The following is a 24,235-nucleotide window of genomic DNA, read 5'->3' as shown; positions in this document are numbered from 1 at the left end:
CGCCGAAGAAAAGGATGAAGAAGATGAACACCTCAATAGCGTTCCTGGGTCTCGGGCACATGGGCGGCCCGATGGCACTCAATCTCGTCAAGGCGGGCTACATCGTGACGGGATTCGACCTGATGCCCGCCGCCATCGAGGCGGCGCAGGCGAGCGGCTTAACTGTGGCCGAGACCGCGGCGCAGGCCGTGGCAGGAGCTGACGTCGTCATCACCATGTTCCCGACCGGGCGCCACGTCATCGACGCTTACTCGGGCAGTGCGCACACCCCCGGATTACTGTCCATCGCCAAGCCCGGCACCCTGTTCATTGATTCTTCGACCATTGCGGTCGACGACGCCAAGTTAGCACACGACCTCGCCGTCGAAGCAGGTCATCTAAACGTGGACGCTCCGGTCTCCGGCGGTGTCGTTGGGGCGACCGCCGGCACCCTCGCCTTCATGGTGGGCGCCTCGGCGGCGGACTTCGCGATCGCCGAACCAATTCTTGCCACGATGGGGGCGCGCATCGTGCACTGCGGCGACCCGAGCGCCGGACAAGCCGCAAAGATCTGCAACAACATGATCCTCGGCATCTCGATGATCGCCGTCAGCGAAGCATTCGTGCTCGGTGAAAAACTGGGTCTCACCCACCAAGCGCTCTTCGATGTCGCGTCCACGGCATCCGGTCAATGCTGGGCACTGACCACCAACTGCCCCGTTCCCGGCCCGGTACCCACCAGCCCGGCCAATCGCGACTACCAGCCCGGCTTCGCTGGCGCTCTGATGGCCAAAGACCTCGGCCTGGCACTGAATGCGCTTGAATCTACCGGAGTCGCCGCCGAACTCGGCCCCATCGCCGCAAAAATCTACCGCCGCTTCGCCGATGAAAACGGCTCCGGAGTGGACTTTTCGGGAATCATCAACGATATTCGCGATAATTCGACGGCGCAGGCCAACGCATGAGCGACACCATCCTGCTGGAACGTCGTGGACGCGTCGCCCTGATCACCCTTAACCGTCCGGAAGCTCTCAATGCCCTGAACGAGGCGATGATGAACGAGGTCGTCGACGCCGCACGCGAACTCGATCGCGACCCCAGCGTCGGTGCGATCATCATCACCGGTTCGGCCCGGGCTTTCGCCGCCGGCGCCGACATCAAGGAGATGGCTGGCCAGAGCTACCTGGACATGTATGCCGCCGACTGGTTCGCCCGATGGAGCGAGCTCGCCCGGGTGCGCACACCGCTGATCGCCGCCGTTGCCGGCTACGCCCTCGGCGGAGGCTGTGAACTGGCCATGCTCTGCGACTTCATCCTCGCGGCCGACACGGCCAAATTCGGCCAACCGGAAATGAAGCTCGGAGTCATACCCGGAATCGGGGGCTCCCAGCGGCTGTCGCGCGCCCTCGGCAAGGCAAAAGCCATGGAAATGATCCTCACCGGACGCACGATGGATGCCGCAGAAGCCGAACAATCCGGCCTCGTGGCCAGGGTCATCCCTGCCGACCAACTGCTCGAGGAAGCGTTCGCCACCGCGACCACGATCGCCAGCCGGTCATTGCCCGTGGCCATGCTCGCCAAGGAATGTGTCAATGCGGCCTTCGAAACGACCTTGACGGAGGGCGTGCATTTCGAACGACGGCTGTTTCACTCCCTCTTCGCCACCCAGGACCAGAAAGAGGGAATGGCTGCGTTTATTGAAAAGCGGGATCCACGGTTCACCCATAAGTAAATATCACCATCCCGGTCCTGCGGGACGTGCGCACTGATTGAGGTAACGGGCACCCTGGCGAGCAAGCGTGGATTACCAAACCCACAATTGCAGCGATGGGCATCGTTTCGGCTCGGAATCACGCTGATGGTCGTACACAGCGCGTGCTGGCCATCCCGAGCACGCCCGGCGACTCTCTTGGTCTCGAGACTGGGCTGGTCTGAAGCTACGGGTTACGACCGCCGACAAGAAGACGCAGGTCAACCGAATCAGTTGGCCTGCGTCTTCTTCTCGACAGCTTCGCGCAGTCCCAGTCGCTCAGAGCAACTCGAGGATCGTCGCGTTCGCCTGGCCGCCGCCCTCGCACATAGACTGCAAACCGTAACGAATCCCATTGGCCTGCATGTGGTGGATCAGGGTGGTCATTATGCGACCGCCACTTCCGCCGAGCGGATGCCCGAGGGCGATGGCGCCACCGTTAGGGTTCAACTTCGCCGGGTCTGCCCCAGTCTCGGCTAACCAAGCCAGTGGCACGGAGGCGAAGGCCTCGTTGATTTCGAAAGCCCCAATGTCGTCGATGGAAAGTCCCGCACGATCGAGGGCTTTCTTCGTGGCGGGAATCGGCGCGGTCAGCATCATGATCGGATCATCGGCAGCCAGCACGGCCGTGTGGATGCGCACGATGGGCTTGAGACCCATTTTGCTGGCATTCTCACTGGTGGTGATGAGCAGAGCTGAGGCTGCGTCGCTCATTTGAGAGCTATTTCCAGCGGTGAGGACCCCGTCATCCTTGAACGCGGTTCGAATGCCCGCCATCGATTCAATAGTGCCACCGCGTCGAACGCCCTCGTCTGCCGAGATGGTCACTCCATCTTCACGGAGAAAGGCGGCAATCTCCTGGTCGAAGCGACCGGCATCTTGAGCCGCGGCGGCCTTGGAGTGCGAGCCGAGCGCGAACTCGTCCAACTGGGTTCGGGAGAGGTTCCAGCGCTGCGCGATGAGCTCAGCGCCATCTCCCTGGCTGGGGGTGATGTCGTTGTAGCGCGCACGGAAGCCCGCTCCGAACGCGTCGGCTCCCTGCACCGAGGAGAACATGGGCACCCGACTCATCGATTCAACGCCGCCAGCGACGGCGAATTCGTACTGACCGCTGATGACGCCGGCGGCCGCCGAGTGCACGGCCTGCTGGGACGAGCCGCACTGGCGGTCCACCGTCGTTGCCGGCACGGATTCGGGCCAGCCGGCTGCAAGCACCGAAGTCCGCGCAAGATTGAGACTCTGCTCGGCAACCTGCATGACGCAGCCCCAGATGACGTCGTCGACCTCGGCCGGGTCGACCCCGGAGCGGGTGGCCAGTGCCGTCAAAATCGAGGCCGACAAATCGACCGGATGCACACCGGACAGCCCGCCATTGCGCTTGCCTACCGGGGTGCGAACTGCTTCTACTATGACTGCGTCGCGCATAATTTTCTGTACCTTTCGGTCGTACAAATTGTGATTTGATGGAAAATCTGGCGGGCTTAACCAGCCAGCTGTTTCGTGGGAACATGAGCATCCTCGAAAGTGAATCCGACGTAACCGCCATCGGCAATCTCGTCGCACTTGCGTCCGAAGGCCCGCACACCGCCGGAATAGGGCATAAAGACCCGCGGTTTTCCGACGATTTCGTCGCCCATGTAGTACGACGCGGCCTGAGAATACAGGGTCTTCGCGGCCGTCACGTTGACGTGGTCGGTCCAATCAGCTTCGGCTTCGGCCGTGACCTCCACCGTGCTCGCATTCTCGGCTTCGCCGGCTCGTAGCACCCCCGCCAGCCAGGTGATGTGCTGTTCGATCGAGAGCAAAACATTACTGAGCAGGGAAGGGCTGCCGGGGCCGGTGATGAAGAAGAAATTAGGAAAGCCTTCGGTGGCCAGACCGAGATAGGTGATCGGACCTGCGGCCCATTTGTCCCGGAGCGACCGACCATTTCGGCCGCGGATGTTGGGTTTCAGCAATGACCCAGTCATGGCATCGAAACCGGTCGCGAAGATGAGCACGTCCAACTCGTAGGTTGCCGCGTTCGTAGCGACGGCAGACGGCGTGATCGTCTCGAGGTGTTCGTCTCGAATGTCAACGAGGGTCACGTTATCGCGGTTGAAGGTTTCGAAGTATCCCGAGTCGACACAGGGTCGCTTGGCCCCAAACGGATACCCGGTGGGCGCGAGCTTGACTGCCGTGGCCGGGTCTTGAACAGTGGCATTGATCTTCGCCCGAATGAAGTCGGCTGCCGTGTCATTGGACTCCTTGTTAAGGAGGAGATCGTAGTACGCCAGCACGAAACCGAACCCGGCCGTTTCCCACTGGTGTTCGTAGTGCCTATTGCGCTCAGTCGGGTTTGCCTCCAGTGCAGACTGCTTGTTCGGCACGATGCCGAGCCCACTCGGGGAATTACGGGCCTTGGCCCGACGATCGGCGTAGGTGGCCTTGATCTCTGCATCTTCCTCGGCGGTGATGACAGCGTTGCGCGCCGGAACACTGAAGTTGGGGGTGCGCTGAAATACTGTCAGGTGTTTGGCCTGCTGCGCGACGACCGGAATGAGCTGAGTTCCGGATGACCCGGTTCCGATAACGCCCACCCGTTTACCCGCGAAATCTACGGTCTCCTGTGGCCAGTACGCGGTGTGATAAACCTCACCGGCGAAGCTATCGCGACCGGCTATGTCGGGAAGCTTGGCCGTCGACAGGCAGCCAGTAGCCATCACGAAATACGTGCAGCGTAGCGAGCGTCCATCACTCGTTTCTACGACCCAATTGTTTCGGTCGTCATCGAAGTGCGCTCCGTGAACCGTCGTACCCAGCGTGATGTCTTGGCGCAAAGAGAACTTATCGGCGACGAATTCGACGTAACGCAGAATCTCGGGTTGCGTGGGATAGCGTTCGGACCAGCGCCACTCCTGCTCGAGCTCGGTGGAAAACGAATAGGAGTAATCCGCGCTGAAGACATCACACCGTGCTCCGGGATAGCGGTTCCAATACCAGGTTCCACCGATACCGTCGCCGCCTTCGATCACGCGAGCCTTGTACCCCAACTCTCGAGCTTCGATGAGCATTCGGAGACCCGCGAAGCCAGCCCCGACGATAACCATGTCGTAGTCCAATATCGCCATTGACTCTGTGCCAGCTTCGTCTGCCTGGCTTCCCGGCGAACGCATTGTCTGTGTCATTACCGTCCTCCGATTGTGATCCGTTTTTCCAAAGTAGTTCACGTGCATTATCTTGTCAACACTTACGTTGACTCGATTCTCACGGGCTGGTGAACCGTCGATTGAGAGCATCCGCGATGACACCGACGATCGTTTTTGCTTGGCTGAGATGCCCGGCCATCCAGAAGAAGCCGTGGATGGTTCCGGCATATTCGACCAGTTCTGCGTCGCTGCCAACGTCCCGCAACCGCTGAGCGTATGCCGCACCTTCGTCCCGAAGTGGGTCAAATTCAGCCGTTATAATCGTTGCCGATGGCAGGCCGCTGACGTCCTGGGCCAGAAGCGGCGATGCGAGCGGGTTCAGCGCGTCAGCCGCGCTGGCCAGGTACAGCTCCCAAAACCATTTCATGCCAGCTCGAGTCAGGGAATACCCGGAGGAGTTCTGGGCATACGAGGGGTACGGGCTTCGTTCCGCCGGGGCGAGGGCGGGGTAGAGCAAGATTTGATGAGCTATCGGATGCCCGCCTCGCTCCCGGGACAGCAGGGTCGTGGCTGCAGCCAGATTGCCACCAGCGCTGTCGCCGAAAACGACAATCTTGTCGGGGTCGACTCCGAGTTGTTCCACGTGCCGGGATAGCCACTGTACCGCCGCATAACAATCTTCAAGCCCTGCGGGAAATGGCGCCTCTGGAGCAAGCCGATATTCCACCGAAGCCACGACAGCGCCAGCCCCCTGACACAGCGCTCGAGCCGGCCGATCAGCGACTTCCACGTTGCCCGTCGCCCACCCGCCCCCGTGAAAGTAGACGATCAGGGGACGCGGCTGGGGGCCTCCCCCTGACTCAGTCACGACAGGGTGATACAGACGAATCGGAATTCGCCGAGTTCCTGCTGCCATTGATTCGCCCACATTGTCGCCTTCGCAAACCTCAGCCAGAACGTCGTCAACGCTGGCGACCCTGACGCGCTCACCCTGCAGGCTCGTCGAGAGATCGACCATCCGTCGTGAACGCAGCACGCCCAGCTCTTCGAACGGTTTCGTGGCCTGGCTGGCGAACAGGGCGAGCACCGCGGCGGTTTCAGCGTTGAGCGGCATCACAATCCTGTCGGTCAAGGGTGGTGCTATTACGCACGACTGAGCGCCCGCCTCAGTCCGGCTCGGTCGCGCACGACGTGGCCCGTGATGGCGTTTGTCCGATCAGCTCGTACAATTCCCACCGATGACAGTGAACCCGATTTGCCCAGCAGTTGATCCGGCAAATCGAGGCCGTCGTGGTATCCGCCAGACTCCACAACTCGAAACACGACGGTTTCGCCCGCCGAAAATAGATCGAGCACGATCGTCGACGTCACGTTGAGAATGGGCACCGAGGCGGCAGCACCCTCATCCCAGGTCAGCCTTGACTCCTGAGCGTCCCGTACCGAGAGCCCTCCCGCTTCGAGCCAGTCTCGAACTCGCGTCTCTGCCCCTGCATTCGGCGCCCGAGGTTCTGTGACCCACGGTTCGAGCAGGGCGTCGCTGAGCGCGTCGGGGACTCCCGACCCGAGTTGGCGGCGCCGAGAGGTGTAGTCCTCCTCGGTGACGTTTCGCACCAAAACCGACCCGTCGGACCAAAACAGTGCTATTCCGACCCAGGCCGCATAATTTCCCTGGGTCGATCCTCCATGTTCGGTGAATCGCAACGCCATCTGGTTCCCATTGCTGATCACCTCGTGCACCACGATTTCGAGTCCGGGGAATTGGCGCAACTGCTGGAGGGTCGCCGGAACGTATTCCGCCAACCCCGACAACACGATGCCGCCAATCTCGACGCGATACTCCGCGCTCATAATCTGTCGACAGACATCGGCATTTGCCTTGTTCAGCCAGTCCGCGCAAAAGCGCCTCATCAGTTCGATGGAATCCGTTTGCAGATCGGCCGGCGGAAGCGCAAGTTCCGGCGCCAGGTCCACTGGGTCGCTCACGAGCGCACCGCGCTTGAGCTGGACGCGAGGTTGGGGACGATTTGCGGATTCTCGGGTTCGAGAGCATTCTCCCGCAGCACGCGCTTGAGGAGCTTGCCCGATGCATTCCGCGGGAGGGCGTCAATGAATTGAACGGTTGTCGGGCACTTGTATCGCGCCAGGCTGCTGCGACAAAATTCCACGATTTCGACCTCGGTCACCACCCGCCCAGCGACAGGAACAACCATGGCACGCACGGTCTCGCCCCACTTTTCGTGCGGAATTCCGATGACGGCAACTTCACGAACATCCGGATGCTGCATCAGGACGTTCTCAACTTCGATGGAGTAGATATTTTCCCCGCCGGAGATGATCATGTCCTTGATCCGATCCTTCAAAAATATATAGCCCTCCCCATCGCAATACCCGGCGTCGCCGGTATGCAACCAGCCGTCGGCATCGAGGGCTTCCTTCGTCATCTCAGGTTGATTCCAGTAGCCGGCCATGTTTTGCTCGGAGCGGATGCAGACTTCTCCGACGAGTCCGGACCGGGCTTCCAATCCCGTTGCCGGATCGATAATGCGAATCTCATGCCACGGCAAAGACTTGCCGATGGAACCCAACAGGTGACTGCGCTCGCCGTTCAGTTCATGATCAGAGGGCGGCAAACAGGTTACTGTTCCAGCCGCCTCGGTCATTCCATAGACGGCCATGAAGTCGCAGTCGAACGCGGCGAAGGCGGCCAGAAGCTGCTGGATGGTGATGGGCGCCCCCCCATAGGCAATCAGAGCGATACTCGACAGGTCGTACTCACGGTTCTTGCTCTCGGCGATCAACATGTCTATCGTTGCGGGCACCAGGAACATGTTGGTGACTCGGTGTCGCTGAATGTCCTCGAGGACGGCAGAGGCAACGAAGTCTCGCACGAGGATGGTGTGTCCTCCCTGCCCGAGCGTTGTGAGCGCATAGCCAGCTCCGCCGATATGAAACAGCGGCGACGTCAACAGGTTCACGGTCTCCTGGTGCATGCCGTAGAACTCTCTGCCCATTCTCGGAGTGAACGATAGGTTGCGATGCGTGAGCATCACGCCCTTCGGCAGCCCGGTCGTGCCGGAACTATACATCTGCAAGACCACGTCATCTTCGGCAACGGTGGCGTCCGGTCGCCACGCTCCGGCAGTCTGCGCGGCGGCCTGGCACCAGATCTCGAAGTCCGGCCCCAGCCTGACAATGGTCAGCCCTTCCAGTAGGTCAGCCCCGAGTTCTGCACTGAGATGCTCGAGGTCAGGGCTCACGAAGAGCACCCTGGGGCGCGAGTCAAGGATAAGTGTGCGGATCTCCTGCGCGCAGAGGCGATAATTCACGCCCACCACGACCGCACCGGCCCGTCCTGCGCCGAACAAGACCTCAAAGTATTCAATCGAATTCTTGTCGAGAATTGCGACCCGATCTCCGGGCTGAATCTGAGCCGCCGTGAGCGCGTCCGCCACGAGCGACGCAGTCGAATCCAGCTCCGAAAAAGTGATGGTTCGCTCGCCGAGCGTGAGCGCCGGGGCGCCGCCATGTTCGCGTGCGAGGGACGACAATAGGGACGACAGAGTGCTATTCACGGAACGCGTCTCCTCAGTAACTTTTCGGCAGGCCGAGGCTGTGGCTTGCCACATGGTTGAGGATCATTTCTTTACTGACCGGTGCTGTTCTAAACATGCGAGCCACGAACCACAGGTCGGTCAATCCGTACTCGTTCGAGAGGCCATTACCACCGTGAATTTGGATCGCGTGATCCAGGGCCGCGATGGCTGACTCTCCGGCGGCATACTTGGCCATATTGGCCGTGTCACCAGCGTCACCGCCGGCGTCGTAGATCTCGGCCGCACGCATGGTTATCAACCGGGCCATTTGCAGGTCAATGTGCGCTTTGGCCAGCGGATGCGAGACGCCTTGGTGCGTTCCGATCGGTACGTCCCACACCGTGCGGTCCCTGGCATAGGCGGCCCCTCGATCAATGGCGTAGCGGGCGATTCCGTTGGCGACAGAAGCCGCTGCCACCCGTTCCGGATTCAGCGCCGCAAATACTGTCTTGAGCCCCCCGCCAGCGCCACCTACGACGGCGCTGTGTGACACCTGCACATCGTCAAAGAAGACCGTGAACTGCTTTTCCGGCATCATGAGGGCCGAATCGATCGGCGTGAAACTAAGGCCGGGGGCATCCTTTGGCACGATAAAGAGGGAGAGAGGATGACGCCCAGTGGCGTCAGCTTCGGCGGAGCGCGCGACGACCAGAACCGCGTCTGCCTCGTCGATTCCCGAAGTCCAATACTTCTGTCCCGTGACGGTCCAGCCCGTGTCGGTCGGCGTGGCGGTCGTCGTGATGCGGTGTGTATTGGAGCCGGCGTCGGGTTCGGTAATCGCGAAGGCCATCTTGAGCTCACCGCTGGCAATGCCGGGAAGCCAGGCGGCCTTCTGCTCTGGCGAACCGTGCGAATCGAGCAGCGTGCCACAAATGGCCGGCGAAATAACAATCATGAAGACGGGACACCCCGCGGCCGACGTCTCCTCGATCACAATGGCCAGATCGGCCAATCCACCACCGCCACCGCCGTTTTCCTCGGAGATGTGCACGCCCAGATAGCCGGCGTCGCCGAGTGCCTTCCACAGCTCGTCGGGCTTTTCACCCTTGCGAACAACTTCCTGAAAGTATTTGCGGCCGAACTTGCCCACGAGCGCACTCACGTTTTCGCGCAAGGACTGCTGCTCATCACTCTGATCTACAACAAGATTTGTAACGCTGCCAACACTCATCGACGGACTCCATTGTTTGTCGTTCAAATTATTCGACGTTCTACTTGTTGGGCGGATCTACCAATCGTAGAAACCCTTACCGGTCTTTTTACCGAGTTCGCCGGCTTCAACCTTGGCGATCAGGAGGGCTGGAGGAGTGAACCTGGGGCCGAGTTTTTCGGTGAGGCCCCGCGCAATGTCCAACCGCACATCGAGGCCGACGATATCGCTCAATCGCAGCGGCCCCACCGGATGCCGGTAGGCGAGTTCGGCCGCGCGATCGATATCGGCCGCCTCTGCCACGCCCTCCTCCAGCATTCGAATGGCCTCCAGCGCGAGGCACACATCGAGGCGGCTGGTCGCAAATCCCGGCGAATCGTTCACGACGGCTGACTGCTTACCGATGGCCTTGACGATGGCCAGCGCGGCTTCCACCGTGTCGGCGGAAGTTTGCTTGCCCCGCACTACCTCGACCAGCGCGAGTGACCACACCGGGTTAAAGAAGTGCATGCCCAGGAAGGCTTCGGGGCGGTCCAATCCAACGGCCAGCTCCGTGATCGACAGCGCGCTGGTGTTACTGCCCAGCAGAAGCGGATTTCGTGACTCCGCTTCGCGGAGGACTTCAAGTTTGAGTTCCTGCCGTTCAGGAACAGTCTCGATAATGACGTCGAGACCGAGCGGTAAGTCAGCGATCCTCGTCACGTGATGAATATCGCGGGCGATTCGCTGCATATCCTTGGTCTGCAGCTTGCCACGCTCAACTCCCGCAGCAGCCACGGCTTCGATCTCGCGGGTCAACTGGTCGACTCGCTCGAGACTTGGCTCGACGACCCAAACTTCGTGAGAGGCAACTGCGAGAGTATAAGCAATACCCGCGCCCATCGTGCCACCGCCAATAACGGCGGCCCGCGGTTGGTGCCCTGAAACGAGGGTTGTCATTTCATTCCTAACGTCAGTGTTCGAATGCAATACGCTCTCAGTCAACATACTCGTTGACGCCAATTGCCGTCAACGGGCGGCGAAGAATTCCTACCTAACGTTCTGGAGAATCACGGATGGGCATACCTATCGAAGGCGCTGAGGTGCTCACGGGCATCGACGGAGGCGTTCTCACCATCACACTCAATCGACCCCTGGCGCACAATGCCGTAAATAGCGCAATGAGCAGGGCGATCGCCGAGGCAGTCGACCTGTTCGATGCTGACGATTCGCTGGCAGTCGGAATCCTCACCGGCACTGGCGCATCATTCTGTTCTGGGATGGATCTGAAGAGTTTCCTGCGCGGCGAGCGTCCGGAAGCGGCGGGGAGGGGTTTCGGGGGGTTCACGCAGCAGCCACCCCGAAAACCGATCATTGCAGCCGTAGAGGGCTATGCACTCGCGGGCGGATTCGAACTCGTACTGGCATGCGACCTGGTCGTGGCGTCAGAGAAGGCGCAGTTCGGGCTGCCAGAGGTGCGCCGTGGCTTGATCGCCGGCTCGGGCGGACTCACCCGTTTCGGCACTCGGGTACCGCCGCAGATTGCGATGGAATACGTACTCACGGGAAAGAACATGTCCGCGGCCGAAGCGCACCGGTGGGGTCTCGTGAACCGGGTCGCACCTGTTGGCCAGAGCCTCGCGGTAGCCCAGACCCTCGCGCACGAGATCTCTCAAAACGCTCCGCTCGCGCTGCGCGAAAGCAAGAAAATTCTGACCGAGTCGCCAGACTGGACTGTCGCCGAGCGGTGGTCGAAGCAGCGCGAATCACTCGAGGTGATTTTTGCGACGCGCGACGCCGCCGAGGGTGCAACGGCATTCGCCGAAAAGCGCGCGCCGGTTTGGGAGGGCAGCTAACCCGTGGCTGGCACCGGATCGGCATCCGGGGAGGCCCCGAGATAAACATGTTGGATTGTCTTGTCGGCACGAAGTTTCTCAGCCGTACCCTCAAGCACCATCGCCCCTCCGCTCAGCAGGTAGCCACGGTCGGCAAGTTCGAGGGCTGCGTGGGCGTTCTGTTCGACGAGAACAATGGTCAGGCCATTCCGCTCGCGAAGCTCGCCCAGCACGGCCATGATCCGAGCCGTCATCTGGGGAGCCAGGCCAAGGCTCGGCTCGTCCAGTAACATCACGGTAGGTTGGCTCATGATGGCGCGACCAATCGCCAGCATTTGCTGTTCCCCACCACTCAGAGTGCCCGCGAGCTGAGCAGAACGTTCTTCGAGTCGGGGAAAGACAGAGAACACGTCCTCCATGAGCCTTTTGCGATTGGCACGTCGGTCAGTGAATCCGCCGAGCACGAGGTTGTCTCGCACTGTCAGCGACGAGAACACCTGTCGCCCCTCGGGTACGAGCACACACCCGTGCTTCACAACGGCGGCCTGGGAAAATGCTGCTGTGTCCGTGGCGCCCAGCGAGACTTCGCCAGACCGCAGCCGGTGAGATCGCGCCACGACGTTCAGGAGGGTGCTCTTGCCTGCACCATTTGGCCCAATGATCGTCACGATTTCACCTTCGTCGGCGTACAACGACACACCGTGCAGAACTTCCGTTCTGCCATAGGAGAAGCGGAGGTTACTCACTCGCAGGATTGCACTCATCACTGGGAACCTTTCTCGGGACCTAAAACTACGGCGGGCACACACTCTTCATGAGCGACACCGAGATAGGCGTCGATGACGCTCGGATCAGACTGAATGTCGGCTGGAGTACCGACCCGAAGTGTTGCACCGAAATTGAGCACCTGAACTCGATCTGCGCTACTCATGACGAACTCCATGTCGTGCTCGATGACCAGTACGGCGAGACCTTCGGCACCCAGCTGCCGCAGGAGCAGCATGAGATTCTTCTTTTCGGCCTTGTTAAGGCCGGCGCAGGGCTCATCTAGCAACAAAATGGAGGGGCGTCCCACCAGCGCCCGCGCAATCTCGATTTGTTTTTGCTGGCCCAGAGAAAGGGTGTTTGCTTCCCGATCGGCGAGATGCCCGAGGTCCAGACGCTCCAGGACCGCCCACACCTCGGCATCGAGTCGTCGCTCCTCCCGCAGCGCTCCCACAGTCGGCAGAGCCGAACGGAGCATGCCGACCGAGCCTCGCAGGTGTGCGCCAACCTTGACGGTCGAGGCAACATCCATTTCGGCGAACAGGGCTGCGGTTTGAAACGTACGGCTCAGCCCGTGATTGGCGACCAAATAGGCCGGTTTCCCCGTCGTGGCCTCGCCGCCGATAAAGACGGAACCCTCCGTGGGCGGTAGGTTTCCCGACAGCAGATTCACCAGTGTCGATTTGCCGGCGCCGTTGGGTCCGATGATCGCTAGGACTTCACCGGAAAAAATTTGCAGGGAGACATCGTCAACAGCAGTGACCCCTCCGAAGCGTTTGGTCAGGCCTATCGCCTCCAGAACGAGCTGACCTTGTCCCGGCGCGATTCCGGTGCGGTTTTCATCATGCACGAGGCGCAGCGCGGCCATCCCCACGGGCTGCTCCTTCTCACTCGTCCGCGACGCGGCCGGCTCGGGTTCATTCACCCGCTGCTGGCGCCGGAAATAATTGGCCACTGCGCCGATCGCGCCACCGATCCCATCGGGACGAACAATCAAAATGACCACCAGGAGGATGCCCAGAATGAGTGCCTGCCCGGCACCGACCGCTCCTGCCCCGAGCACCCCGGGCAACAGCACCTCAATGCCCTTGTTCAGTGCTTCGAGGGCGATCGCCCCCACGATGGCGCCCCACGGACTGCGCATCCCGCCAAGGACTGCAATAACGAGAACATCGATAGCGGTGGCTATTCCGAATGGCTCAGGATTCACGTACATGACCTGGTGCGCGTAGAGAGAGCCGCCAATGCTGCTAATGATGGCCGACGCCGTGAAAATTCTTGTTTTCGACGACGCGATGTTGATGCCAGCGGCGGCAGCTGCCACCTCGTTGCCCCTAATCGCCTTTAGCGCGCGACCTTCCCTGCCCGCGCGGAGTCGCAGACAGCCCCAGAGTACGACACCAACTATCAGCCAGTTCTGAAGGAAGAACTGATCCGTTCTGATGAGGTCGATCCCGAACAGGTTCAGGGGGGCGATTCCGCCCAGCCCGGATGCCCCATTGGTGATCTTCAGGTTTGTCACCAGAAGGTAAAAGACTTCTGTTAATGCGAGCGTACCCATGGCGAGGAAATGACCGCGAAGTCGAAACAGTGGACGCCCCAGCACCTGGCTGACGGTCGCGGCGATTGCCGCACTCGCGGCCACGGCCAAAAGACCGGGCCAGCCAAAATTGATAGTCAGAAGCGCACTTCCGTAGGCACCGATTCCATAAAAGGCTCCGACGGCGAGCGAGAATTGGCCCGCGTACCCGGTAACAAGAATCATCCCCAGCCCGAGAAGGGCGAGAATGGCGACGCTCGCCCCGAGACCGGAAAGGTATGGTCCCGCGGTCTGGGAGACGGCAATCACGGTCGCGATCCAGAGACTGGGGCCCACTGCTGTGCGCCAGGTCACCCTCATGCCCGCGGGGGGGCGTCTTGCGCAGGTGTCTTTCACAGACGAGTCAAACACGCTCGGCCACCAGCTTTCGGGTCAGGCCCTGAGGCCTCAAAATGAGGAGCACAATCAGGAGGGAGAAGACGATGGTGGGCGCATGCTCCGTGAAGACGGATACTGCTGCAAGCGTTTCAACGATCGCGATGAGGAAACCACCGACGAGAGTGAGCCCGATGTTGTGAAACCCGCCGAGGATCGCCGCGATAAACCCCTTGAGGCCCAGTGCGAATCCGGCACCAATGGTAATGAAGGACGACGGAACCTGAGCGGCCAGAACGACCCCGGCGACCGCTCCCGACAATGCAAACGCGATGGTGGCCATCACAACCAGATTGATTCCGACGATTCCCGCCGCATAACGATTAACGGCACACGCGCTCAGTGCCTTCCCGGTTAAAGTTCGATTGAAGAAGTACGCCAGGCCGATGTAGGCCGCGACTGTGATCACGACGACCCAAATCGATTGACGGTAAATTACCCCGCCGGCGATTTCAATCGCTGGCCCGGCGGTAATCGGAGCGAATTGGTATGGGCCGGTGCCAAAAACGAGTTGCAGAGCCGAGCGTACAGCGATGCCAACTCCAAGGGTGACGATGGTTTGCACCATCAGGCCTTGCTTGCGCAAGGGATGGATGGCCAGAAAATACATGAGGACGCTTACGACTCCTGCGGAAATCGCGCCGACGAGGATCGCGCCGATAGGCGGCAGAACTGCCGAAGCAACGACCGCACCAAAAGCCCCCACCACCGCGATGTCGCCAACGGCGAAGTTCACCATGCCGGTCATCCTGTGCACGATGACGTAAGCCACCCCCAACGCCCCATAAATGGCGCCCGCCGGGAGAGCTGTGAGAAAAAGCTGCATGACGGTTTCCACGGAGACCTCCTCATCGCGGAGCCCTGTCACACAGACTCCGCCCGACCATCTTTGGCCAGTGACGATAACCGTAAGTCACGAAAAGATGAATTGTCAACAATCATGTTGACAAAAAGAAGGGGCCTGTGTTCGTATTGTTCAACTGAGCAGCAGCGATCCTTTCAACGATGAAGTGTGGACTGCGTTCCCAACCGCCGAAGGCTCGGCGACACGAGGAGAATTGCACCGTGAATCTGAAGAAATCAACGCTGCGGGGGGGCCGTCGAACGACAATCTTGGCAGCTGCCAGCATCCTGTTGCTCATGGGAACAACCGCTTGCGCCAACGCAGGCGCTGGAACGGTCGATGCCCCCGATTCCACGAACACCGCCCCGTACAAGGTCGGCGTGCTGTTGGCCCTTACCGGCGCGTACGCGAGTGTCGGCACGCCACAACGCGACGCGATCAACCTGTACTTTGAGGACGTCAACGCTAACGGCGGGATTGATGGTCACCCAGTCGAGTTGACGGTGCTCGACACTGCCAGCGATCCGGCAACGGCCATCAATCAATTACGTCAGCTGGCCGTACAGGATGAAGTCGACATCGTGCTCGGGCCAAGCGCGAGCGCTGAGGGAATTGCCCTCAAACCGTTCGCCAAATCACTAAAGATCCCGGTTGTTTCGCTGGGCTCCGCAGAAACGATCATCGCGCCGGCCAGTGAGGCGACCTACATATTCAAGATGTACACGGGCACCGGTCTCTCCCTTGAGGCACAGCTGGAACTCGTCAAGGAGCGCGGCTGGAAAAAGATCGCATTGCTCTACCAGAATGGCTACGGTCAGGACGCAGCGAATTTGATTGAAGCTGCCAGCAGCGACTACAAATTCGACCTTGTGGCCAGCGAGGTCTTTGAGCCCGCAGCAACAGATGTCACGGCTCAACTCACCAAGGTGGCGGCCGCCGATCCAGACGTTGTCCTGGTCTGGGCGCTCAATCCACTGAACGCCATCATCGCCAAGAATGCCGAGTCGCTCAACTTCGATCCCGCGCTCCTCTTCTCTCCCGGAGCCGGATCGCCGACATTTATCGAGAACGCGGGTATCGCGGGAGAGGGCACTCTGTTGCAGGGTTCCAAGGTTCTAGCTGCCAGCACGATGAAACCTGACGACCCGCAATATGAGGTCACGCAGGACTTCGTGACGAAGTACACAGCGAAGTACACAGAGGTTCCCGGTCAGTATGCCGGCAGCGCGTGGGACGCCTCCATTCTGTTCGCCAATGCCGTCTCGGCAATGGACCAGAGCGCTACAAGCGTCCAGGAGCGACGAGACGCTATCCGCGACTCCCTCGAGAGCAACACCAAGGACATTGCCGGCGTGAACGGTATCTTCACCTTCACTCCGGAGGTGCATGGCTCAACCGGCCTGACTGGCCTGGCCGTGCTTCGGGTGGAAGACGGCAAGTTCCTCATCGACAAGGCGTACTAGAGCACATTGGGGTGAACGTTACGAGATGAGTGCCGGACTGGAAATCTCCAATCCGGCACTCATCTTCCGTGCGGGGCGGAGTGACGCGGCGACCGTGACCCTTGCATTGCAGTTTCCCCGCATTGCGCAAGAAGTTAAGGCCGTCACGGCGCGCTAACTTGGTCGAGTTCATTGACTGCTCATCTGCTGTCAACAAGTATGTTGACAGCAGATTCTGCGTGGGTTATTTTTGGTGAAATCACCATCGATATTCCGCAATGCCGCGGGTCAAAGAATGGACAACATATGCAGGTCATCAACGACATCTACGTCAACGGAGCCTTTGTTCCGTCCACGGGCACTGAGCGCACCAAGGTCATCAATCCCGCCACTGAAGAGATTGTGGCCGATCTGCCACAGTGCAGCGTCGCCGACACCGAGGCTGCCATTGCCGCAGCGAAGGCAGCCTTTCCGGCCTGGTCGGCCCTCGCGCCCGCCGAACGCTCCAATTACCTCACACGCATCTATGAGGGCTTGCTCGCCCGGCGCGAAGAAATCGCCTCCATAGCGTCACAGGAAATGGGAATGCCCTACCTCCATGCGCTCGCTTGGCAAGCAGACCTTCCGATCAGTAACTTCCAGTACTACGCCGATCTGGCAGCCACTTACGACTTTGACCACGGTAGCCTCGAGCACTCGCTCATCGTGCGCGAGCCTATCGGCGTCATCGGCGTCATCACTCCGTGGAATTTTCCGTTGCATCAAATTGCGCTCAAGGTGGCCCCTGCACTAGCGGCAGGCTGCACGGTTGTGCTCAAGCCGAGCGAGGTGGCGCCGCTGACCGGGTTTATACTCGCCGAGGTCGTGCACGCGGCCGGACTACCCGCGGGAGTATTCAACCTCGTCTTGGGAAAGGGCGCCGAGATCGGTGAAGTCCTCGCCTCCAGCCCCGACGTCGACATGGTGTCACTGACCGGGTCCACCCGAGCTGGAATTCGTGTCAGTGAACTCGCATCCCGGTCGGTCAAAAGGGTCTCACTGGAACTCGGCGGCAAGTCGGCCAATATCATTCTCGACGGCGCCGATTTGGAAGCGGCCGTGAACGACGGCGTCAGCAACGTACTCTTCAACTCCGGTCAGGCCTGCGCGGCGTTGACACGCATGCTCGTGCCGCGTTCGCGCCTGGCCGAGGTTGAGGAGATCGCAAAGCGTGCCGTTGCCGGTGCGCAGCTGGGCGACCCTCTCGCGGAGACCACCACGATGGGTCCGATTGTGACGAAGGCGCAGCAGGAAAAGGTGCTGGAGTATATTCGGATCGGCCAGCAGGAGGGTGCAAAGCTCATCGTCGGTGGCGCAGATCCTGTCTCGGAAGTTGGATACTTCGTCGCGCCGACGGTCTTCTCCGAAGTCGGGCGGAGCATGCGCATCGCCCGAGAAGAGATCTTCGGCCCAGTACTGGCGATCCTGCCATACGACAATGTCGAGGAGGGCATCGACATCGCCAACGACTCCGATTATGGACTCTCCGGCAGCGTCTGGGCGGGCACGACGGAGGCAGCCATTGCTGTGGCGCGACGCCTGCGCACCGGGCAGGTCGCCGTCAGTGGTGGCGGCTTCAATAGCCGGGCTCCCTTCGGCGGCTATAAGACGTCGGGCAACGGCCGGGAGGCCGGGCTCTTCGGTCTCGAAGAGTTCCTGGAGGTCAAATCGATCCAGGGCGCGGCCGCCTAAAGCCGTGAGAAGCTGAACTTTGACACGCGTCTTGCATTCCCAGCAGGCATGCCAAGTTCGACTTCTCGCCCGTGAGTAGATTCATTTGACCGGTTACGTCTGCACCTGGGTGATGCCGCCTAGGAAAACATCGGCAAAGGTGTTTCCGATTTGCTCGGCGGTCTGACCCGATTCATGGGGATTGAACCAACGGTTCGTCCAGCCCAGCATGCCGAGAAGTCCGTAGGCAATGATCTTGGGGTCCCCGGCGGCGTTGAGGGTACCGTCGCTCATGCCGTCACGAATGATTCCCACAATCGCAACTTCGTATCGGCGGTTTAGTTGCCTCATTTGTCGTGACCACTCGAGGTGCTTGTCACCAATTTGAGACAGGTTCTCCTGAATGAAGACATAAAGGAAGGGGTAATTATCGGCATACGATGTCATCAGAGAAACGATGACAGTGCGTATCTTTTCGGGGGCCGACTGGGCACCGCTTTGAACTTCTTCGATCCGGAGCGTGTTGGCCTCGACTGCCGCGCTCACGACCTCTTCAAAGATCTCTTCCTTACTACCGAAATAGTAATAGAGCGTGGCGCGATCAATGCCTGCCTCACGCGCAACGTCGTTGACGTTGGTCGCCTGCAGCCCCTTGTCCTTGAAGACGCGTCCAGCTGCTTGGGAAATTTCTCGTCGACGCTGCAGGTACTCGGTGCCGCCGTCGTCCAGGGCTGCTGCCCGACGTTTGCCATATTGACTTGCCATATTGCGCCTTCCATTGGCCGTGACCCCATTGATCGGATTCGGGGCCGAGCGTCTTTCGTCAGTCAACGCACCTCTTCGAGTATCGCAGTTCACTACCGGAAAGATTCTGCGCGCTCAACGGCTTCCTGACTCATCCTGCGTGCCTGACAGTCAAAGTAAACACAAACCGGCTTCGGAGTCAACGTTCTCGTTGATACGCGCTCTGCCCGGACGTCTCGACGGAAGCGCCTGAATGGCTGACGTCAACGCCATCGTTGACTTAAATTCGAATCCGTGCTTGAGTCAGCGGCAGAGACGAAGAAGTCTTCATTCATGAGAAGACTGGCTCCCAGTCGGTCGTCCTGAATTGATCATTGGAGAAAGTCCATGCCACGTAGAAGACTACGATTTGGCGCTTTTGTTCCGCCTCACCACGTTCCCGTAATCCAAAATCCCACTTACTCGCTACAGCGCGATGTCGAGATTGTTCAACTCATGGACTCGATGGGTTTCGAAGAAGCATGGTTTGGTGAACACCATTCCTGCGGGGTTGAACCAATTGGTGATCCGCTGCTTTTCATCGCTCACGTTGCGAACCTCACCAAACACATAAAACTCGGCACGGGTGTCTTGTCCCTGCCGTACCACAACCCGCTATGGGTTGCCGACCGGGTAGTCATGCTCGACCACCTCACACGCGGACGCACCATGCTGGGACTTGGTCCAGGCGCCTTGGCTACCGACGCAAACATGATCGGGATTGAGTCATCTGAACAGCGCGACGCGCTTGAAGTCGACACAGGTGTCTTGATGCACCTGCTCACCAGTGACGAGCCGATCTCAATTGAAACTCCACGTTACAAGCTAGTCAATGCTCGTCTTCAGCTGGACAGCTACTCGAACCCTCACCTTGAGGTCGCTACTGCGGCCATCGTTTCACCATCTGGCCCCCGCCTCGCGGGCAAGCACGACCTCGGCATGATTTCCATCGGCGCCACGAGCGCGGGTGGCTTCGACGCTGTCGCACACCACTGGGATGCCCTTACCAAGCGGGCACATGAGTTCGGCCACGAGCCGGATCGCAACCGCTGGAGGATGGTGGCGCCGTTCCACATCGCTGAGACCAGAGATCAAGCGATAAAGGATGTCACACACGGGATTGACGCCTGGTGTGACTATCTGCAGCACACGGCGTCAACGCCGCAGATGCAGGTTCAGGGAGAGACGACCAAGGAACGAATCGAATGGGTCGTCGAGAGCGGAACCGGTGTAATCGGAACCTACAAGGATGCCATTGAGCAGATCGAACGGCTCTGGGATCAGTCCAACGGTGGCTTTGGTGCCATGCTCCTCTTCGACCACAATTGGGCACCCTGGGCGGCCAAGAAGGAGCACTACCACCTCTTCGCTAACTTGGTCATGCCCCACTTCCAGGGAACCACAAAGCGCCTGCAGGCCAACGAAACGTGGACACGATCCGTGCGCGAAGAGGCAACAGCGAAGAACTGGGCCGCTATCGAAGACTTCAGTAAGAAGCACAACGACGAACTCGCCGCAATGGAAGCTGCCGCCAACATTCCAGTGGGGTGACCTCACGGAAACCGTTAAACGGCCCACACAATAAAGCCGGTCACAAGCAGTATCGCGGGCGCCAATCATACGATTGACGCCCGCGATGCACCTACTCGCCACTATGTCTCTTATTCCTCTCGATCAGGAGAGAACGGAACTGAGGAGTTTCGCATGACAACCGATGCAGAAGTCACCCTGCTCGATCCCCAACGACTTCGTCACGTCTTCGGACACTACCCCACCGGGGTTGTCGTGGCTGCTGCCTTCTATGAAGGAGCGCCGGTAGGCATGGCGGTGGGAAGTTTCACCTCGGTGTCCCTCGACCCTCCCTTGATCGCCTTCATGCCCGATAAGAAATCCTCAAGCTTTCCGAGTATCCGTGCTGCGGGCTCCTTTTCTATCAACATTCTCGGATCCGACCAGGAAGCGGCTTGCCGTGCGTTCGCGATGCGAGGCGGCGATAAGTTCGCTGGATTGCGATGGGTGCCATCCGAACAGACCGGATCGCCAATTCTCGATGGCGTTATCGCCTGGATCGACTGCACAATAGAATCCGTCATCAGTGCTGGAGACCACTACATCGTTCTCGGACGAGTGCAGGAACTCTCCGTGATGAATAAGAATTCACCCCTGCTCTTTCTTCAGGGTGGCTACGGCGGTTTCTCCGCCCCTTCCGAAGGGGTCGCATGATGATTGCGTGAATCACCGCCAATGCTGCGCTCAGGGACGAGCTAATGGAGACCGAGCCACGGATAACGAGCGTCATTGACCCCGCAGCGGATCTCCAAGACTCGATTTCTTTTCGCGGAAGTGTTTGGGTTTCATCTGCGTTTTCAGGATGGAGAACGGATCGCCCTATTGAAGAATGGGGAAGTATCGGTGGCCCTGTCCGCGGGTGAAGAGGACATCGCCGTGGCAGTCGCAATCCCGATCGTGGTCATCGATCTGGCACAGGCCCTCGATCGCGCTCTGAGTGCAGGTGCTGAATTGGTATCGAGTCCAAAGCGCGGTCCGCACGGACTTCGCGCGGTGGTGAAAGACGTTACCGGAAACGCATAATCTTGTCCGAGAAAATGCTGACGCAAAATTTGTCCCCGTCTTGCGATGAATTGCACCACTGATGGGGGCCATTCACGGCAAAGTAGATTCGCACGTTAGGAGTAATAAATGGACATTAACGCATTCTCTCTGGCCGGCTCGGTAGCCCTGGTAACCGGAGCTGCAGGTGGAATCGGAGCCAGGGTAGCCTTAGGTCTTGCGGAATTCGGAGCATCCGTGGGCATCCTTGATGTTGCCGGGTCAGACCTCGCAAGTACGACCGAGGCGATCGCCGCTATCGGGGGCACCTCGGAATCAGTCTTCGTGGACGTCACGGATGGCGACGCCCTAACGGCGGCAGTTGCTCGGGTGCAGAACAGGCTTGGCCCGCTTAAGCACGCAGTGAACTGCGCCGGAATCAACAATCAGATTCCTGCGGAGTCTATGACGCGGGCGCAGTGGCAGAAGATGCTCGACATCAACCTGACCGGGATTTTTCTATCTTGCCAGGTTGAGGGCGTCGCCATGATCGCCAACGGCGGCGGGTCAATCGTCAACATCGGCTCGGTGTCGGCCCATATTGCCAACCGCGGACTTGACCAAGTGCACTACAATGCGGCAAAGGCGGGGGTTCTGCAGCTGACCAAGTCGCTCGGGTTGGAGTGGGTGGCGGAGGGCGTTCGTGTCAACTCGGTCAGCCCTGGCTACACGGCTACACCGATGGCGCTGAGTCCAGAGGTCTGGCCTCTTGTCGAGGGGCTTCAAAAGGACATCCCGATGGCCAGACTGGCCAAGCCGTCGGAGCTCGTGGGGCCCATCGTCTTCCTTTTGAGCGATGCGGCCTCTTACGTGACGAGCGTCGACCTGCTGGTAGATGGCGGTGCCGTCGCCTGGTGAGATAGCGAGGTTTGAATACCGCCAAAACACAAGGGTGGGATCGGCGCAACTCGTGGTTGCGAGGAACCTTCAGATGCGCGCTAGTCAACTGTCGCGTCAGGCGGCGACGACCGCGCGCGGCGCCACCGCGCGCACGAAGGCGCCGAGGCGGCGGTAGACCTCCTGCGATTCCGGATGCGTGTCGTCCTGCTGCCAGGTGTGCTTGGTGTTGACGCTCTGGCGACCATAAATCAGGGTATCGACCCGAATCTTGCGAGCCCGCAGCGCCTCGATGAAGTTGAGGTTGGCGCGGTAGAAGTAATCGCGCTCCGACGTCGTGACAAAGACCGGCGGAAACCCCCGGTTAAGCCACTCGATCGGCGACATAAAACGTGCGGCCGTGCGCAGGTGCAGTCCCCGCCCCCGGTCGGGCAACAGCATCCTGACGAAATTGAGACTCAATACAAATCCCCGGTCGAACAACACCGAGAAATCCGCGATGCTGCAGTGCTGCACCAGGCCGCGCAGGTTTCGCGAGGCGACCGGCGGGGCGATGTCATAGTGTGTGGCGAGCTCCGGCTCAAACGTCGCAGCGGTGAGCAGCGCCGCAATGTGGCCGCCGGCGGAATCGCCACCGAGCACGATGCGTGTCGGGTCTCCCCCATAGGCGGCGATATTGCGGGCCACCCAGTCCAGCACCGCGTTGCCGTCTTGCATCATGTGCTTGAGCTGAAACCGCGTCGCCATGCGGTAGTTGGCGTTTACGACGATCATGCCTTCGGCGGCCTGACTGGCGCAGTACTTGGTGAGGGGATCTTTGTCGCCCGAGGTCCAGCCGCCCCCGTGAAAGTACACGTAGACGGGCAGCGGTTCCGCCCCAGCCTCGCGTTTGGGAGCGAGAACGTCGAGCCGGTGAATCTTCTGGCCGTCGCCGATGTAGTCCAGATCGAGGTCATACTCGACGGAGTCGATTGGGTGCAGGTTGAATTTATGCACCGGAGCCACCCGTCGCAGCATGAGCGCGCGCCACGCCCAAACCGGAAGGCGACGAATACCGGTCTCCCGATGAGCCGACCGGTCGACAGTCAGTCCGTCAGTGTGGACGCGGATGCCGTGCAGCCAGGCCGGAGCCGACGTGGCGGCACGGTCTGGCGCGGCACGGTCTGGCAACGACGGGGAACGGTGCGGGGGGATGGGACGATCGATGTCGAACGCGGTACTGGTCTTACTCACTGCCTGAGGTTAATTCGACTCCCCGAATCCTCGCTGGGAACTACCCCATTTGGGGTAAATTCCCGGTTTCAAGTGGGTCACTTAACGGACGTTCAGGCAGCGGATGCCCCACCCGCGACCCCGGTCGCCTCCAGGACCGCACGCGCAAGAGTGTGAAAGTGCAGGTTGAAGCCCAGGACGCCCGGTGTGGACTGCGGGTCGAGCTCAAGCGTTGGCACGTCGAGCGCATGAACGATGAACTGATAACGGTGGGTGCCGGTTCCCGGCGGCGGTCCGGCGCCGGAAAATGAGGTGAGCCGCAGCTCATTGGGCAGTACGAGCGAGCCGGTCGGCAACGACTCGACTCCGGCAGAAAGCTCGGTGACGGAGACCGGCAGGTTCGCCACGGCCCAGTGCCAGAACCCGGAGCCGGTCGGGGCATCCGGGTCGTACACGGTCAGGGCAAAACCCTGGGTCTCGGTCGGGAAACCGGTCCAGGAGAGCTGCGGGGAGACATCCGCTCCCCCGGCATCAGCGCCATATTGGGCCGGCCGCAACGGCCCACCATCGGTCATGTCGGTGCTCGTGAGCGAGAACTGTGGCACCTCGCCGAAGCGGGCGAGCGGGTCTTTTGTCATGCGTG

At 60.2% G+C, this 24,235-nt stretch carries 23 protein-coding genes; 10 read left to right on the top strand and 13 right to left on the bottom strand.

The window, feature by feature from the left end; genetic code table 11:
- Positions 1-23: 23 nt before the first annotated feature.
- Together mmsB and E3T39_RS04120 are read left to right on the top strand one after the other, a co-directional pair.
- Positions 24-944 carry a 3-hydroxyisobutyrate dehydrogenase gene (gene mmsB / locus E3T39_RS04125; RefSeq protein WP_134513456.1) on the top strand — a complete coding sequence of 307 codons (921 nt, stop codon included), beginning with the start codon at positions 24-26 and terminating at the stop codon, positions 942-944.
- Positions 941-1,711, top strand: a complete 771-nt coding sequence (locus E3T39_RS04120; RefSeq protein ID WP_134513455.1) for an enoyl-CoA hydratase — start codon at positions 941-943, stop codon at positions 1,709-1,711. The genes mmsB and E3T39_RS04120 overlap by 4 nt, the downstream gene beginning before the upstream one ends.
- Before the next feature lie 297 nt (positions 1,712-2,008).
- Here E3T39_RS04120 and E3T39_RS04115 read toward each other — a convergent pair whose 3' ends face one another.
- From E3T39_RS04115 to E3T39_RS04085, 7 genes are all read right to left on the bottom strand, one after another.
- Entirely contained in the window at positions 2,009-3,154 is a 1,146-nt protein-coding gene (locus tag E3T39_RS04115) for a thiolase family protein (protein WP_134513454.1), read from the bottom strand.
- A 56-nt stretch (positions 3,155-3,210) separates the two neighbouring features.
- Complete coding sequence (locus tag E3T39_RS04110; protein ID WP_241979502.1) at positions 3,211-4,896, bottom strand: flavin-containing monooxygenase; 1,686 nt, start codon at positions 4,894-4,896, stop codon at positions 3,211-3,213.
- A 79-nt stretch (positions 4,897-4,975) separates the two neighbouring features.
- Positions 4,976-5,971, bottom strand: coding sequence for an alpha/beta hydrolase (locus tag E3T39_RS04105; protein ID WP_134513453.1), 996 nt, complete (start codon positions 5,969-5,971; stop codon positions 4,976-4,978).
- A gap of 29 nt (positions 5,972-6,000) precedes the next feature.
- The gene (locus E3T39_RS04100; RefSeq protein WP_134513452.1) at positions 6,001-6,840 is read right to left on the bottom strand and encodes a nuclear transport factor 2 family protein; all 840 of its coding nucleotides are present in this window, start codon (positions 6,838-6,840) and stop codon (positions 6,001-6,003) included.
- A complete protein-coding gene (locus E3T39_RS04095) occupies positions 6,837-8,429 on the bottom strand; it encodes a long-chain-fatty-acid--CoA ligase (protein ID WP_166784033.1) in 1,593 nt (530 codons plus the stop codon). The genes E3T39_RS04100 and E3T39_RS04095 overlap by 4 nt, the downstream gene beginning before the upstream one ends.
- A gap of 13 nt (positions 8,430-8,442) precedes the next feature.
- Entirely contained in the window at positions 8,443-9,621 is a 1,179-nt protein-coding gene (locus tag E3T39_RS04090) for an acyl-CoA dehydrogenase family protein (protein WP_134513450.1), read from the bottom strand.
- Between the two features lie 57 nt (positions 9,622-9,678).
- Positions 9,679-10,539 (bottom strand): 3-hydroxyacyl-CoA dehydrogenase family protein, encoded by an 861-nt coding sequence (locus tag E3T39_RS04085; protein ID WP_134513449.1) that lies wholly within the window; start codon positions 10,537-10,539, stop codon positions 9,679-9,681.
- A 116-nt stretch (positions 10,540-10,655) separates the two neighbouring features.
- On the opposite strand from E3T39_RS04085, the gene E3T39_RS04080 reads away from it, so the two are divergent.
- Positions 10,656-11,435 carry a crotonase/enoyl-CoA hydratase family protein gene (locus E3T39_RS04080; protein ID WP_134513448.1) on the top strand — a complete coding sequence of 260 codons (780 nt, stop codon included), beginning with the start codon at positions 10,656-10,658 and terminating at the stop codon, positions 11,433-11,435.
- Here the strand turns inward: E3T39_RS04080 and E3T39_RS04075 are convergent.
- From E3T39_RS04075 to E3T39_RS04065, 3 genes are all read right to left on the bottom strand, one after another.
- Positions 11,432-12,178: an ABC transporter ATP-binding protein gene (locus E3T39_RS04075; protein ID WP_166784032.1), complete on the bottom strand. Its 747-nt coding sequence runs from the start codon at positions 12,176-12,178 to the stop codon at positions 11,432-11,434. The two genes, E3T39_RS04080 and E3T39_RS04075, sit on opposite strands and share 4 nt — an antisense overlap.
- Complete coding sequence (locus E3T39_RS04070) at positions 12,178-14,055, bottom strand: branched-chain amino acid ABC transporter ATP-binding protein/permease (protein WP_166784031.1); 1,878 nt, start codon at positions 14,053-14,055, stop codon at positions 12,178-12,180. The genes E3T39_RS04075 and E3T39_RS04070 overlap by 1 nt, the downstream gene beginning before the upstream one ends.
- Before the next feature lie 67 nt (positions 14,056-14,122).
- Positions 14,123-14,980 carry a branched-chain amino acid ABC transporter permease gene (locus tag E3T39_RS04065; protein ID WP_255455913.1) on the bottom strand — a complete coding sequence of 286 codons (858 nt, stop codon included), beginning with the start codon at positions 14,978-14,980 and terminating at the stop codon, positions 14,123-14,125.
- 314 nt (positions 14,981-15,294) lie between these two features.
- Here E3T39_RS04065 and E3T39_RS04060 point away from each other — a divergent pair, with 314 nt between their 5' ends.
- The 3 genes from E3T39_RS04060 to E3T39_RS04055 all read left to right on the top strand — a co-directional run bounded on the left by E3T39_RS04060 (position 15,295) and on the right by E3T39_RS04055 (position 18,171).
- Positions 15,295-16,461, top strand: a complete 1,167-nt coding sequence (locus E3T39_RS04060; protein ID WP_166784030.1) for an ABC transporter substrate-binding protein — start codon at positions 15,295-15,297, stop codon at positions 16,459-16,461.
- 25 nt (positions 16,462-16,486) lie between these two features.
- Positions 16,487-16,618 (top strand): hypothetical protein, encoded by a 132-nt coding sequence (locus E3T39_RS16525; protein WP_255455910.1) that lies wholly within the window; start codon positions 16,487-16,489, stop codon positions 16,616-16,618.
- A 128-nt stretch (positions 16,619-16,746) separates the two neighbouring features.
- On the top strand, positions 16,747-18,171 hold the full coding sequence (locus E3T39_RS04055; RefSeq protein ID WP_134513444.1) for an aldehyde dehydrogenase family protein: 1,425 nt from the start codon (positions 16,747-16,749) through the stop codon (positions 18,169-18,171).
- 93 nt (positions 18,172-18,264) lie between these two features.
- Here E3T39_RS04055 and E3T39_RS04050 read toward each other — a convergent pair whose 3' ends face one another.
- Positions 18,265-18,915: a TetR/AcrR family transcriptional regulator gene (locus E3T39_RS04050; RefSeq protein WP_134513443.1), complete on the bottom strand. Its 651-nt coding sequence runs from the start codon at positions 18,913-18,915 to the stop codon at positions 18,265-18,267.
- Between the two features lie 366 nt (positions 18,916-19,281).
- On the opposite strand from E3T39_RS04050, the gene E3T39_RS04045 reads away from it, so the two are divergent.
- The 4 genes from E3T39_RS04045 (at position 19,282) to E3T39_RS04030 (ending at position 22,401) form a co-directional block, all read left to right on the top strand.
- Entirely contained in the window at positions 19,282-20,484 is a 1,203-nt protein-coding gene (locus E3T39_RS04045) for an LLM class flavin-dependent oxidoreductase (RefSeq protein ID WP_134513442.1), read from the top strand.
- Between the two features lie 153 nt (positions 20,485-20,637).
- Positions 20,638-21,156, top strand: coding sequence for a flavin reductase family protein (locus E3T39_RS04040; RefSeq protein WP_134513441.1), 519 nt, complete (start codon positions 20,638-20,640; stop codon positions 21,154-21,156).
- Positions 21,157-21,231: 75 nt separating this feature from the next.
- Positions 21,232-21,525 (top strand): VOC family protein, encoded by a 294-nt coding sequence (locus tag E3T39_RS04035; RefSeq protein WP_134513440.1) that lies wholly within the window; start codon positions 21,232-21,234, stop codon positions 21,523-21,525.
- Positions 21,526-21,633: 108 nt separating this feature from the next.
- Entirely contained in the window at positions 21,634-22,401 is a 768-nt protein-coding gene (locus E3T39_RS04030) for an SDR family oxidoreductase (protein WP_134513439.1), read from the top strand.
- Positions 22,402-22,497: 96 nt separating this feature from the next.
- Here the strand turns inward: E3T39_RS04030 and E3T39_RS04025 are convergent, their stop codons facing one another.
- Together E3T39_RS04025 and E3T39_RS04020 are read right to left on the bottom strand one after the other, a co-directional pair.
- Positions 22,498-23,613 (bottom strand): alpha/beta hydrolase, encoded by a 1,116-nt coding sequence (locus E3T39_RS04025; protein WP_241979500.1) that lies wholly within the window; start codon positions 23,611-23,613, stop codon positions 22,498-22,500.
- A 92-nt stretch (positions 23,614-23,705) separates the two neighbouring features.
- Positions 23,706-24,230, bottom strand: coding sequence for a YbhB/YbcL family Raf kinase inhibitor-like protein (locus E3T39_RS04020; RefSeq protein ID WP_134513438.1), 525 nt, complete (start codon positions 24,228-24,230; stop codon positions 23,706-23,708).
- Positions 24,231-24,235: the final 5 nt, after the last annotated feature.

The organism is Cryobacterium suzukii (genome assembly GCF_004403185.1).
Taxonomy (GTDB): domain Bacteria; phylum Actinomycetota; class Actinomycetes; order Actinomycetales; family Microbacteriaceae; genus Cryobacterium; species Cryobacterium suzukii.
The sequence above is the reverse complement of the archived record's forward strand: the minus strand, read 5'-3'. Positions and strand labels throughout refer to the sequence as shown.